The organism is Mesorhizobium sp. WSM4817 (assembly GCF_055811135.1).
Window position 1 is genome coordinate 353,970 of record NZ_JBVVQQ010000001.1, and the last position, 12,516, is coordinate 366,485.

Sequence of the window (12,516 nt, forward strand, 5' to 3'; positions counted from 1 at the left end):
TTCAGGGAGAAACATCATGGCATTCAATCTCAAGGGCCGCAGCTACCTCAAGATTGCGGATTTCACCCAGCGCGAGATGCTCTACCTGCTCGACCTTTCGCGCGATCTCAAGCGTGCGAAGTACGCCCGTTCCGAGCAGCAGGCGCTGAAGGACAAGAACATCTGCCTGATTTTCGAGAAAACCTCGACGCGCACCCGCTGCGCGTTCGAAGTCGCCGCCCACGACCAGGGCGCCCACATCACCTATCTCGATCCGGGCGGCAGCCAGATCGGCCACAAAGAATCCATGAAGGACACCGCCCGCGTCCTCGGGCGCATGTTCGATGCCATCGAGTACCGCGGCTCCGGTCAGGGATTGGTCGAGGAGCTTGCCCAATACGCCGGCGTGCCGGTCTATAACGGCCTGACCGACGACTGGCACCCCACCCAGATGCTCGCCGATATGCTGACCATGGTCGAGCATGCCGACAAGCCGCGTACCCAGATCTCGTATGCTTTCCTAGGCGACGCACGCAACAATATGGGCAATTCGCTGCTGATGTTGGGCGCAATCATGGGCTGCGACGTGCGCATGGTGGCTCCGAAGGAGAACCAACCGCATGAGGATGTGCGCGAGATGGCGGCCAAGCGCGCCGCCGAGACCGGCGCACGCATCACCATCACCGACGACGTGGCGAAAGGCGTTAAGGGGGTCGACTTCGTGCACACCGACGTCTGGGTGTCGATGGGAGAGGCAAAGGAAGTCTGGAAGAGTCGGATCGAGCTGCTGACGCCCTACCAGGTCAACATGAAGGTGATGAAGGCGACCGGCAACGCGAACGCGAAGTTCATGCACTGCCTGCCGGCCTTCCACAACACCGACACCAAGGTCGGCAAAGAAATGGCCGAGAAGTTCGGTATCACCGAAATGGAGGTAACTGAGGAAGTATTCGAGAGCCCGATGAACATCGCCTTCGAGCAGGCGGAAAACCGCATGCATACGATCAAGGCGATCCTTGTCGCCACGCTGGGGGCCTGAGCCATGGGACGCGTGGTGGTAGCACTCGGCGGCAACGCGCTTTTGAAACGCGGCGAGGACATGACCGCCACGAATCAACGCAAGAATGCCAAGGTCGCAGCCGAAGCCTTGGCGCCGCTATGCCTGGAGCACGAGACCGTCATCACTCACGGAAACGGCCCGCAGGTCGGACTGTTAGCCCTCCAGGAGATCGCTTACGAGGGCGAAGACTCTCCGTTGGATGTGCTCGGGGCAGAGACCGAGGGCATGATCGGCTACATGGTCGAACAGGAACTCGGCAACATCCTGCCGTTCGAAAAGCCGATCGCTACGATTCTGACCATGGTCGAGGTCAACCCCGATGATCCTGCGTTCAAGGACCCAACCAAGTTCATTGGAAAGGTTTACACCGAAGAGGAGGCGAAATCGGAGGCGGCGGCGAAAGGTTGGCAAGTCAAGCCCGACGGCAAGTATTGGCGCCGGGTCGTGGCCTCTCCGCTGCCACAGCGCATTTTCCAGCTCCGCCCGATCAAGTGGCTGCTTGAAAAGGACGCGGTGGTGATCGCCGCCGGCGGGGGCGGCATCCCGACGATGTATGAACCGGGCAAGGAGAGGCATCTGATCGGCGTCGAATGCGTGATCGACAAGGATCGTGCCTCGGCCCTGCTCGCTAAGGAAATCGGGGCGGATTTTTTCGTCGTCGCGACCGACACGGATGCTGTTTATCTCGATTGGGGCAAGCCTGGACAGCGCGCGATTCGCTCGGCTACGCCCGACGCGCTCGACGCCTACACCTTTCCTGCGGGCTCGATGGGGCCGAAAGTCGAGGCGGCGCAGGACTTCGCCCGGGTAACCGGTGGACGCGCCATCATCTGTGCCCTGCCGGATGTGCCCGCCGCGGTGCGAGGTGAAAAAGGTACTACCATCTCCGTCGATGCTGGAGACATTGTCTTCGGCTGAAGCGGGCAGTGCCGCACGGCGACCGCAAATGGGACGGCAAGCAGCCCGACCACAGTACGCACTTTCACGGGTACCAAGGAATCCGCGGTTACCTGCCTGCAAGTCCGCTATCCACTTTATTGCAGCCCCTCCGACGAATCGACACGAAGGTCCGGAGAGGGTCAGTTCGCGTCATGCGACGCTCGGAACGGAACGACCGCAATGAAGTCGAATCCGGTCGTTCAGAGTGTTGGGCTTTGAACCCTAGTGCGAGGCACGCATTTCGTCGATCTCACCAGCCCACTATTCAGCCATAGTAACCCGAGCATTCCAATACAGCGCCCTGTGGTAGGCCTTCCGGACTTCGTCGGCTCCAACATGTCCTAACTCCGCTTCGATGGCGTCGGGCTGCCATTTGCCGCTTTCGTTGAGCAACGTCGAGGCGGTCGCCCGGAAGCCGTGCGAAGTGACTTCGTTGTTTGCATAGCCTAGACGCCGCAGCGCGGCATTGAGGGTGTTTTCACTAAGCGGCCGCTCGGGCGACCGGATTGATGGAAAGGCAAGGCGACGATTACCGGTATGGGTTCTCAGTTCGCGAAGAATATCGACGGCAAGTGCGGATAATGGCTTGCGGTGTTCCCTGCGCATCTTTGTTCGCTTGGCCGGTATCGTCCACACCGCCTTTTCAAGGTCGAACTCCGACCATTCAGCATGGCGAAGTTCGCCAGGTCGCGGATAGAGGATTGCCATCAGCTTGAGCGCCGCGAGGGTTTCGGGCGTCCCTTCATAGCCCCAAAGCGCTCTCAACAAACCGGCGAATTTTTTCCACTCGATAATCGCGGCGCGGTGAGTGACAGTGGGCGTGACAAGCGCGCCGCGAAGGCCAAACGTCGGATCGTTCGACACTCGCGATGTCGAAATGGCGTATCGGAAAACTTGGCCGATTACCGCGCGCAGTCGTCTAGCTGTTTCATAGTTGCCGTCGCCTTCTACCTTCCGAAGCGGAATGAGAATTTCGGCCGCTGTGATTTCAGTTATCGGCCGCTTACCGAGACTGGCTGCCGCCATGCCAATCAACCATCTTTTCTTTGTCAGCGTCGCGGCTGCCTTGCCCTCCCGTTCCACCTTGGAAAGAAATTCGTCGGCGATCGCGTCGAACGTGCTCGCGCTTGACGCCTGCCGGTTCAATTTGTCCGTCTTGGCTTGTTGCGATGGATCGATGCCCGAAGCCAACAGTTTCTTTGCACCGTCTCGTCTCTGCCCGGCGTTGGCAAGGGAAACGGCGGGATATGCGCCCAGCGCCAGCGTCTTCTGTTTCCCGTCGCAACGGTAGGCCAGCCGCCAGAGTTTCCCGCCCTGCGGCGACAAAAGCAGATGCAGCCCGCCGCCGTCGCTATGCTTCGTCGGTGTTCTCGCTGGCTTCAAAGCTTTAATCAGCGTGTCGGTTAGCGACATTTGTTGGTATCCGGCTTGGCTAGATGTTGGCATTTCGATCGGATGCCAACGAAGATACCAACAAATCAGTCGGATGCCAAGAAACCGCGCTGGACGCTCTCGGATCACTGGGCAACAAAAAAGCCCGGAAAACCGGGCTTTCTTGGAGGTTTCTGGACGCTATCGGATCGTCTGAAACTGGAATTTGGTGCCCAGAAGAGGACTCGAACCTCCACTCCTTGCGGAACACGGACCTGAACCGTGCGCGTCTACCAATTCCGCCATCTGGGCCGGTGCGGGCTCTTTAGGCGGGCAAACGGTGAGTGTCAACGCGCTTTTTTGAAAGCTGCCCCGCCGGCTCAGCCGGCCAGCACTTCCTTGGATGCCACCGTCGAATCGGCGTTGAGCTTGTAGATGACCGGCACGCCGGTGCCGAGCTCCAGCCTGACGATCTCCTCGCCCGACTTGCCGTCCAGCGCCATGATCAGCGCGCGCAGCGAATTGCCGTGCGCCGCCACCAGCACCGTGCCGCTGCGCAGCACATGCGGCTGCAGGTCGTGCAGATAATAGGGCCAGACGCGCGCGCCGGTGTCCTTCAGGCTTTCGCCGCCGGGCGGCGGCACGTCGTAGGAGCGGCGCCAGACATGCACCTGCTCCTCGCCCCATTTCTGGCGCGCGTCGTCCTTGTTGAGGCCTGAGAGGTCGCCATAGTCGCGCTCGTTCAGCGCCTGGTCGCGGATGGTCTCGAGATCGCTCTGGCCGACGGCGTCGAGAATGTGCTGGCAGGTCTTCTGCGCCCGGATCAGCGACGAGGTGAAGGCGATGTCGAATTTCATGCCGCGCGCCTTCAGCTTGGCGCCCGCGTCTTTAGCCTCGGCATGGCCCAGCTCGGTCAGGTCGACATCGCGCCAGCCGGTGAAAAGGTTCTTCAGGTTCCATTCGCTCTGGCCATGGCGCACGAGCACGAGAGTTCCCGACATTTTTGCTCCTTAGGTTTGGTGGATCAGATCGTCTCAGGCGAGTCCGAGCACGTCGCGCATCGAATACAGTCCCGGCTTCCTGCCGTGCGCCCACAGTGCGGCCCTGACCGCGCCGCGGGCGAAGATCGCCCGGTCCTCGGCGTGATGGGCAAGCGTGATGCGCTCGCCGGTGCCGGCCAGCACGACACTGTGGTCGCCGACCACCGAGCCGCCGCGCAGCGTGGCGAAGCCGATCGCGCCGGTCTTGCGCACGCCGGTATGGCCGTCGCGCGACCGCACGCTGTTCCCGTCAAGGTCGATGCCGCGCCCGGCGGCGGCGGCTTCACCTAGCAGAAGCGCCGTGCCCGACGGCGCGTCGACCTTGTGCCGATGATGCATTTCCAGGATTTCGATATCGAAATCGTCGGCATCGAGCGCGCGCGCCGCCTGCTCCACCAGCACCGCCAGCAGATTGACGCCGAGGCTCATATTGCCTGATTTGACGATCGTCGCGTGGCGCGCCGCAGCAGTGATCCTTGCATTGTCGTCCGCCGAGCAGCCGGTGGTGCCGATGACATGGGCGATGCGCGCCTGCGCCGCGTAGCCGGCGAATTCGACGGTCGCCGCCGGGCTGGTGAAATCGAGGACGCCGTCGGCCCTGGCGAAAGCCGGCAGCGGATCGTCGCCGATCACAACCCCGATAGTGCCGATGCCGGCCAGTTCGCCGGCATCCTTGCCGAGATGCGGCGAGCCGGCCCGTTCGATCGCGCCGGCGACGCGGGCGCCCGGAATGGTATGGATGGCGCGGATCAGCGCCTGGCCCATCCTTCCGGCCGCGCCGACCACCACCAGGCCCATTTCATTGACGTCGTTTGTACCGCTCATAAAGTTCTCCCGACCGCCTTCTTCGCGCGTTGCCCCGGAGTTTGGATTGGCTTGCCGTCGTCGACAAGCCCCAGCCCCTTGTTGCCCTGCACCCGGTGGAACCGGGCATAGACGCTGTGCGGGTCGGCCATCAGCGAGGCATGCGTGCCCTGCTCGACCAGCCGGCCCTGTTCCAGCACGATGATATGATCGGCATTGACCACGGTCGACAGCCGGTGCGCAATGACGATGGTCGTGCGCCCCGCCATGATCTGGGTCAGCGCCTGCTGGACGCGCGCTTCCGCTTCGTTGTCGAGCGCCGAGGTCGCCTCGTCGAGCAAAAGGATCGGCGTCTGCCGCACGATGGCGCGGGCGATCGACAGGCGCTGGCGCTGGCCGCCCGACAGCGTCAGGCCGCCTTCGCCGACAGGGGTGTCATAGCCCTGGGGCTGCTGGCGGATGAAGCCATCGGCCTCGGCCTGTTGCGCGGCCAGCTCGATCTCGGCGTCGCTGGCGCTCAGCCGCCCGTAGCGAATGTTGTCGCGAATGGTGCCTTCGAACAGATAGGGCTGCTGCGAGACATAGGCGATGGAGCGGCGCAGCGACTGCTTGGTGACTTTCGAAATGTCCTGGCCGTCGACCTCGATGCTGCCTTCGTCGACATCGTGGAAACGCTGCAGCAGCGCCACCAGCGTCGACTTGCCGGCGCCCGAGGCGCCGACGATGGCCGTCATCTTGCCGGCGGCGGCAACGAAGCTGAGATCCTGCAGCACCGGGGCGTCGGCGACATAGCCGAACGACACATTGTTGAAGCGCACCTCGCCGCGGGTGATCTTCGCTTCGGCCGCTCCGGGCGCGTCGCCCTGCTGCGGCTCGAGGTCGAGCAACTCGTAGATCATGCGTGCATTGACCAGCGCCCGTTCCATGCCGACTTGCATGCGCGCCAGCCGCCGGGCCGGGTCGTAAGCAAGCAGCAGTGCGGTGATGAAGGAAAACACCGCACCGGGCGGCTGGCCGCCGACGGCTGCCCGGTAGCCGGAATAGGCGATGACGCCGGCGACGGCGAAACCGGCCAGCATGTCGGAGATCGGCGATAACCGTTCCGAGACGCGGGCGATGCGGTTTGCCCGCTGCTCGGCGCCGGCGACAAGATCGCTGATGCGCCGCGACAGCTCGTCCTCCAGGGTAAACGCCTTGACGATGGCGATGCCTTGCGTTGCTTCCTGCATGGCGCCGATCAGCCGCGCGTTTATCTGCACGGCTTCGCGCGTGGCGCGCCTTATCCTGCGGGTCAGGTAGACGACGGTGTAGATCAGCGGCGGCCCGACCAGCAGCGACATCAGCGACAGCATCGGATCCTGCCAGATCATGACGCCGATCAGCGCGATCAGCGATACGGCGTCGCGTGCCAAGGATGTCAGCGTCATCGACAGCAGGTCGCGGATGCCGTTGACGTTCTCGTTGATCTGGGCGGCCAGCCGTCCCGAGCGCGTGTCGTTGAAGAAACCGATGCCGAGCTTCATCAGATGGGCGAAGATGCGGCGCTGGTAGCGCGCCACCAGATTGTTGCCGATCCTGGCCAGCGTCACCGCCTGGCCGTAGGTGGCCAGCCCGCGCAGCATGAAGGCGCCCAGGATCAACAAGCAGATCAGCGCGATGAGATCGCCGCGCTGCTGGTAGAATATCTGGTCGACGACATCCTTCATGATCCAGGCGGTGAAGGCGGTCGTGGCCGCAACCATCACCAGGCACAGAACGGCCAGAGCATAATACCAGCGATAGTCGCGGCCGTTCTCAGTGAGAATGCGGCGGATCACCGCCACGACCTCGCCGGGCCGGGCTTTGGCTTGGTGGTTTAGCGACTGGTTCAAGTCGGGATCGTTCCGTGATGTCGGTCCGGCTCCGCGGCCGGGTTAATTCGGCAATCCTCTTAGCGCCCCGGTGCCGGCTTGCCTATGGCCGAGGCCGGCAAAAACTCTGTGGGGTCACGCCCGCCAGCGTCGCCCCGCCGTCTGGACGCCGAACAGCGATGGGTTTCTGGCAAAGGCGGCAAGGCCGGAAAGCGCTGCCAGCGGATGGGTGATCACATAGACCGGCATGGTGCGCATCAACTCGCTGTGCGGCGCCTTGTCCTCGAAGGCGGCGCGGAAATTGCCGGTTTTCAGCGCCGGCAGGATTTTCTGCGCGATGCCGCCGGTCAGGAAAACGCCGCCGCGGCTCATGAACACCAGCGCAAGGTCGCCGGCGGTGCGCCCCAGGCAGGTGACGAACAGCGACAGCGCTTCCTCGGCCACCGGATCTGACTTCGCCAGCGCCGCGGCGGTGACCTCGGCCGGCGTGGTCAACGGCGCCGGCTTGCCGTCCGCCTTGGCCACCGCCCGGTAGGCATTGACCAGGCCGCGCCCGGACAGGATCTGTTCGCCGGAGATTCTGCCCTCGAGCTTCTCGATATACGCAAACACCTGGAAATCGCGCGGCGAGCGCGGCCCGATATCCATGTGCCCGCCCTCGCCGGGCACCGGGATCCAGTGGTTCAGCGCGTGCACCAGGCCGGCGACGCCAAGCCCGGTCCCGGGGCCGAGCACCACGCGCCCGGCATTCGGCTCCGGCGCATCGCCGCCGATCTTTTCCATATGCTCTTCGCCGAGCGCCACGACGGCCAGCGCCTGCGCCTCGAAATCATTGAGCACCACGACGTCGCCGAGGCCGAGGCTGGCAAACATTTTTTTCGGCTTGACGATCCACGGGCAGTTGGTGAGCGGGATCTCGTCGCTGTCGACCGGGCCGGCCACCGCCAGAACGGCGGAGTTGGGCCGCATCGACGAGCGGTCGAGCACCGCCGCCTGGATCGCCGCGTCGATCGTGTTGAAATTGGCGGTCTGGACGATCTGCGGTTCGGTTGATTCCGAATCCGCGTCGAGCACGATCGAAAAGCGCGCATTGGTGCCGCCGATGTCGCCGATCAGGACCGGAAACTGCAGCACGGTGTCGTCGTCTGGCATGCTCTCGTCCGTCCCGGTTCCCAGTGGCGTTCCGTTCTTTCGTTGACTACCGCATGACCCGGGAAAGGGAAAGTCGCTTCAGGGTCAGTTCCGGAGCAATCACTTCCGGTCCGAATTTCGTACTAACCTCATTCAGCGTTGGCGCTGCCCCTCACCTGCGTGCCGGCATCCTCTCCCCGAATAGTGACGGGGAGAGGGACGCTCTTGTCACCGGTTTCGCCAATCACCAGCGTCGCAGGCAGGGCGCGAAGGCAGCGGCCAGCCCGAGAAATGCCCGGCAGGGCAATGAGGGGCGGCGCCGCCCCCAACAGTTGGTTGTTGGCCTCAATACCCCGGCCGGGGTCGCGGCAGCGGAATGCCGATCTCGGGCGTTTCGGCGTAGGCGTTGGCCGTGGCCGGGAGGGCTGCCGCGCCGCTTGCCGATGCCCGCGCCGGCGACGGAGCCTTGGTGAGAACGGGTGCAGCCGCGACCGGCACCCCGTCGCCATGATAGTCGCCATAATAGGTGACCGCCTCCGCCGAAGCCGGATTTGGCCCGTCGAGCACGGCCTGGCATGCTGCGGGCAGGCTCGCCATCGTCATCAGGTCGCGCGCTTTCGGCCTGTCCGGGTTCTTGTTGGGGCGCCACGGCTCCTCGGTGAACCACCATGCCAGCGACTGGTCGCAGCCGTCGCCTGGCGCGGTGTTTTCCTGCGCCTTGCATTTGGGCGAGCCGGGCTGGCAGCCGATGCGGATGTGGAAGTGATAGTCGTGGCCCCAGAACGGCCTTACCTTGCGCAGCCATCCACGGTCGCCTTTCACCGTGTCGCAGAGCTTCTTCTTGATGCCGGGATTGACCAGGATGCGCTCGACTTCCGCATAGCTTGCCGCGCGCTTCAGCAGCCGCGTATGCGCCGGCGCCCAGAGCGCATCTTTAACCAAATGGGTCTTTTCGTCGACAAGCAAGGTGGCGCTCATGTTTTCGCGCTGCTCGAGCGAAAGCTTGCGGTCGGGCATTGGCGTCAGCCAGATGTCGGCGTCGAGGCCGATCTGGTGCGAGGCATGGCCGGTCAGCATCGGACCGCCGCGCGGCTGCGAAATGTCGCCCACCAAAAGGCCGGGCCAGCCATCGGCCGCGGCGTCGCGCGACAGTCTCTCGATCAGCGCGATCATCGTCGGATGGCCCCAGCGGCGGTTGCGCGAAGGCCGCATCACCTCCCATTTCGGGCCGTTCAGGGGTATGGCGACGCCGCCGGCAAAGCAGCCCTTGGAATAAAAACCGATCGACTGCGGCAAAGCCACGGCCGGCAGTTTTTTGGCGCCGAACAGGTTTTTCGCCAGTTCCTCGGCCGCCGCAGGTCGCGCTGCAAGCCCCGCCAAGGCGAGGACGGCGAGTGCTGCTAATGCATGTCGCCCAAAAGTGCGCAGCGTTTTTGGGACAACGACATGCGTAAACAGAAATCTAAAGCGCGTTGCGACGCGCTTCAGCAGCGATTTGCCGGGCAATGGTCGCTTCAACATCGTCATGAAAGCAGAACCCCTCTGCAAATTGGTCGAATCATATCACGCCCGGCGCGCGATTTCGATCACGACCGCTTCATCGGGCTGCGCGCCTCGCCATCGCGCCAGTTGCCCAAAACCCACATATGGTCGAAGGCCGACCGGTAGTCGGGAAAGCGGAAGCGATAGCCGGCCGCCTTGATCGCCGTGTTGGCGACACGCTTGTTCTCGCCATAGAAGGACCGCGCCATGGGCGAAAGTTGGGCGGTCTCGAACGGAATTTCCGGCGGCGGTGTGACGCCCATCAGCCCTGCGGCATAGGTGACGACGTCCTGCGGCGGCGCAGGCAGGTCGTCAGTGACGTTGAAGATGCCGCCGCTGATGTCCTCGAGCAGATGCCAGAGCGCCCCGGCAATGTCGTCGCAATGGATGCGGTTGAACACCTGGCCGGGCTTGATCAGCCGCCGCGCGGTGCCGTTTTCCAGATTGACCAGGGCATTGCGGCCCGGCCCGTAAATGCCGGAAAGCCGCAGGATCGCCACCGGCCGGGCGATGTCTCGACCCAGCTTCAGCCAGTCCTGCTCGGCGGCGACACGCAGCATCGAGCGCTTCGACAGCGGCCTGCATTCGGAGGTCTCGTCGACCCAGCCGCCGCCATGGTCGCCGTAGACGCCAACGGTGGAGAGATAGGCGATCCATTCGAGCGCCGGCATCTTCGCGATTGCCTGGCGCGCCGCATTCAGCACCGGGTCGCCGGCCTCTTCCGGCGCCACCGAGACGACGAGGTGGGTTGTTTTCTCGAGCGCGTCGCTGATTTCAGGCGTCAGCGCGCCATCGAAAAGCAGCGGCTGGATTCCGGCTTGCCGCAGCGCTTCGAATTTCTCCGCTGCGCGTGTCGTGCCAAGGATCGTGCCGGCATCCTTGCTGGCGCGGGCAAATGCCTTGCCCGAATAGCCGGCGCCGAAAATGAGGATCTGCTTCTCGCTCATGCATGCGCCTCGATCTGGTTTGCCAGCGCCAGGCGCCATTCGCGTCGCACGGCCTCGTCGCCTTCTGCTTTCACCGCAGCGGTGGCCGATTTGGCGAAATCCGAAGCCGGCACAAGCCGTGACAGCGCCCATACCGCTGCGCCGCGCACCAGCGGCGAGGCGTCACCGAGCAGCGCACGCACGGCGTTTCCGAGCGAGGGTTCGCCGGAATTGCCGGCGGCGATCAGCACGTTGCGGACAAAGCGGTCGCGACCGATGCGCTTGACCGGCGAACCGCTAAAGAACGACCGGAAGGAAGCGTCGTCGAGCGCCAACAGATCGGCGAGCGGCGGCTCGCGCAAGTCCGCGCGGGCGACGAGCTTTGCCTCGGACGCTGCCCGGGCAAACTTGTTCCATGGGCAGGCGGCCAGGCAATCGTCGCAGCCATAGATGCGGTTGCCGATTTTTTCGCGGAACTCGTGCGGGATCGGCCCCTTGTTCTCGATGGTGAGGTAGGAGATGCAGCGGCGCGCATCGAGCCGGTAGGGAGCCGGAAAGGCGTCGGTCGGGCAGGCGTCGAGACAGGCGCGGCAAGAGCCGCAATGGTCGTCTTCGGGCGTATCGGATGCAAGCTCGGCGGTGGTGAAGATGGTGCCAAGGAACAGCCAGGAGCCGTGCTCGCGGCTGACCAGATTGGTGTGCTTGCCTTGCCAGCCGAGGCCGGCGGCTTCTGCCAGCGGCTTTTCCATCACCGGGGCGGTGTCGACGAACACTTTTACGTCGCTCCCAGAGTGCCCCACGATCTTGCCGGCGATCTCTTTCAGCCGGCCCTTCATCACATCGTGATAATCGCGGTTCTGCGCATAGACGGAGATCGCGCCCCGCTGGCGCTTGCCCAGCACCGCGCGCGGGTCGTGGTCCGGCCCGTAGTTCATGGCCAGCACGATGATCGAGCGAACTTCGGGCCAAAGCGCCAGCGGCTCGCCGCGGCGTTCGAGCGTCTCGGCGATCCAACCCATCGAGCCGTGGAAGCCGTCGGCGACGAATGCGGCAAGCCGGGCCGGCGCCTGCGGGATGGCATCGGGCGTGGTGACGGCAACGGCATCGAAACCGGCGCGCCGCGCCTCGCGGTCGATCAGCGCGCGCAAGTTTTGCGATCTAGAAATCGAGGTCCGCATAATGTGACACCGGTGACAGGCCGCGCACCCGGTCGGACAAAAGCGGCCGGAACGATGGCCGTGATTTCACCCGTGCATACCATTCGCGCGCGGCAGCGTGTTCGCGCCAGTCGATCTCGCCGAGATAGTCGAGCACGGACAGCGCAGCCGCAGCCGCGAGGTCGGCATAGGTGACCTTGCTGCCGGCCAGCCAATGGCGGGTGCCGGCCAGCCAGTTGGTGTATTTCATGTGCTGGCGGATGTTGGCGCGCGCGGCGCGGATCGCCGCCGAATCGGGCGAGCCGCCGCCCGCCGTTTCCGGCATGATCGGCTTCAGCACGCGCTCGCGCACCAGGTGCCGCGTCACCTCGCTATCGGCCTTGCTGAGATACCAGTCGGTCAGCCGGCGGATTTCGGCGCGCTCCATCGGGTCCTCGGCGAACAGCCGCTTGTCGCGCTTGAGCACGCCGCGCGTCTCGTCGAGATATTCGCCGATGACCATGGCGCCGACGATCGGCACGTCGCCCTCGGCAAGCAGGATCGGCAGCGTGCCGGCCGGGTTCAGCGCCAGGAACTCCTTGCGCCGCATCCACGGCTTTTCCTCGATCAGCGCCAGTTCCTCGCCATACTCGCCGAAAGCGAGGCGAACGAAGCGGCAGGTGGCGAACATCGGGTGGTGGAAAAGCGTCAGCATGGTCCCGCGATAATAGAGCGCAC

General features: G+C 64.1%; 11 protein-coding genes and 1 tRNA gene. 2 read left to right on the forward strand and 10 right to left on the reverse strand.

The window, feature by feature from the left end; genetic code table 11:
- Nucleotides 1-16 precede the first annotated feature (16 nt).
- Nucleotides 17-1,018, forward strand: coding sequence for an ornithine carbamoyltransferase (locus AC0L2K_RS01685; protein WP_128245725.1), 1,002 nt, complete (start codon nucleotides 17-19; stop codon nucleotides 1,016-1,018).
- A gap of 3 nt (nucleotides 1,019-1,021) precedes the next feature.
- On the forward strand, nucleotides 1,022-1,957 hold the full coding sequence (gene arcC, locus AC0L2K_RS01690) for a carbamate kinase (protein WP_128245724.1): 936 nt from the start codon (nucleotides 1,022-1,024) through the stop codon (nucleotides 1,955-1,957).
- Between the two features lie 282 nt (nucleotides 1,958-2,239).
- Here arcC and AC0L2K_RS01695 read toward each other — a convergent pair whose 3' ends face one another.
- From AC0L2K_RS01695 to AC0L2K_RS01740, 10 genes are all read right to left on the reverse strand, one after another.
- Complete coding sequence (locus AC0L2K_RS01695) at nucleotides 2,240-3,391, reverse strand: tyrosine-type recombinase/integrase (RefSeq protein WP_473530430.1); 1,152 nt, start codon at nucleotides 3,389-3,391, stop codon at nucleotides 2,240-2,242.
- 185 nt (nucleotides 3,392-3,576) lie between these two features.
- A tRNA-Leu gene (locus AC0L2K_RS01700) sits at nucleotides 3,577-3,661 on the reverse strand.
- Nucleotides 3,662-3,729: 68 nt separating this feature from the next.
- Complete coding sequence (locus AC0L2K_RS01705; RefSeq protein ID WP_128173955.1) at nucleotides 3,730-4,350, reverse strand: 2,3-bisphosphoglycerate-dependent phosphoglycerate mutase; 621 nt, start codon at nucleotides 4,348-4,350, stop codon at nucleotides 3,730-3,732.
- A gap of 33 nt (nucleotides 4,351-4,383) precedes the next feature.
- A complete protein-coding gene (gene dapB, locus AC0L2K_RS01710) occupies nucleotides 4,384-5,214 on the reverse strand; it encodes a 4-hydroxy-tetrahydrodipicolinate reductase (protein WP_128173954.1) in 831 nt (276 codons plus the stop codon).
- Complete coding sequence (locus AC0L2K_RS01715) at nucleotides 5,211-7,064, reverse strand: ABC transporter ATP-binding protein (RefSeq protein WP_128173953.1); 1,854 nt, start codon at nucleotides 7,062-7,064, stop codon at nucleotides 5,211-5,213. The genes dapB and AC0L2K_RS01715 overlap by 4 nt, the downstream gene beginning before the upstream one ends.
- A gap of 114 nt (nucleotides 7,065-7,178) precedes the next feature.
- The gene (locus AC0L2K_RS01720) at nucleotides 7,179-8,195 is read right to left on the reverse strand and encodes a glucokinase (protein WP_128173952.1); all 1,017 of its coding nucleotides are present in this window, start codon (nucleotides 8,193-8,195) and stop codon (nucleotides 7,179-7,181) included.
- 324 nt (nucleotides 8,196-8,519) lie between these two features.
- A complete protein-coding gene (gene mepA, locus AC0L2K_RS01725; protein ID WP_473530431.1) occupies nucleotides 8,520-9,701 on the reverse strand; it encodes a penicillin-insensitive murein endopeptidase in 1,182 nt (393 codons plus the stop codon).
- A 59-nt stretch (nucleotides 9,702-9,760) separates the two neighbouring features.
- Nucleotides 9,761-10,663 (reverse strand): SDR family oxidoreductase, encoded by a 903-nt coding sequence (locus AC0L2K_RS01730; protein ID WP_473530432.1) that lies wholly within the window; start codon nucleotides 10,661-10,663, stop codon nucleotides 9,761-9,763.
- Entirely contained in the window at nucleotides 10,660-11,820 is a 1,161-nt protein-coding gene (queG, locus tag AC0L2K_RS01735) for a tRNA epoxyqueuosine(34) reductase QueG (RefSeq protein WP_473530433.1), read from the reverse strand. The genes AC0L2K_RS01730 and queG overlap by 4 nt, the downstream gene beginning before the upstream one ends.
- On the reverse strand, nucleotides 11,801-12,493 hold the full coding sequence (locus AC0L2K_RS01740) for a glutathione S-transferase family protein (protein ID WP_128169289.1): 693 nt from the start codon (nucleotides 12,491-12,493) through the stop codon (nucleotides 11,801-11,803). The genes queG and AC0L2K_RS01740 overlap by 20 nt, the downstream gene beginning before the upstream one ends.
- Between the last annotated feature and the right edge of the window lie 23 nt (nucleotides 12,494-12,516).

What these genes read in the sequence shown, in the direction of transcription:
- AC0L2K_RS01685 (WP_128245725.1), top strand. Translation starts at nt 17, where the DNA reads ATGGCATTCAATCTCAAGGGCCGCAGCTACCTCAAGATTGCGGATTTC.
- arcC (WP_128245724.1), top strand. Translation starts at nt 1,022, where the DNA reads ATGGGACGCGTGGTGGTAGCACTCGGCGGCAACGCGCTTTTGAAACGC.
- AC0L2K_RS01695 (WP_473530430.1), bottom strand. Translation starts at nt 3,391, where the DNA reads ATGTCGCTAACCGACACGCTGATTAAAGCTTTGAAGCCAGCGAGAACA.
- AC0L2K_RS01705 (WP_128173955.1), bottom strand. Translation starts at nt 4,350, where the DNA reads ATGTCGGGAACTCTCGTGCTCGTGCGCCATGGCCAGAGCGAATGGAAC.
- dapB (WP_128173954.1), bottom strand. Translation starts at nt 5,214, where the DNA reads ATGAGCGGTACAAACGACGTCAATGAAATGGGCCTGGTGGTGGTCGGC.
- AC0L2K_RS01720 (WP_128173952.1), bottom strand. Translation starts at nt 8,195, where the DNA reads ATGCCAGACGACGACACCGTGCTGCAGTTTCCGGTCCTGATCGGCGAC.
- mepA (WP_473530431.1), bottom strand. Translation starts at nt 9,701, where the DNA reads ATGACGATGTTGAAGCGACCATTGCCCGGCAAATCGCTGCTGAAGCGC.
- AC0L2K_RS01730 (WP_473530432.1), bottom strand. Translation starts at nt 10,663, where the DNA reads ATGAGCGAGAAGCAGATCCTCATTTTCGGCGCCGGCTATTCGGGCAAG.
- queG (WP_473530433.1), bottom strand. Translation starts at nt 11,820, where the DNA reads ATGCGGACCTCGATTTCTAGATCGCAAAACTTGCGCGCGCTGATCGAC.
- AC0L2K_RS01740 (WP_128169289.1), bottom strand. Translation starts at nt 12,493, where the DNA reads ATGCTGACGCTTTTCCACCACCCGATGTTCGCCACCTGCCGCTTCGTT.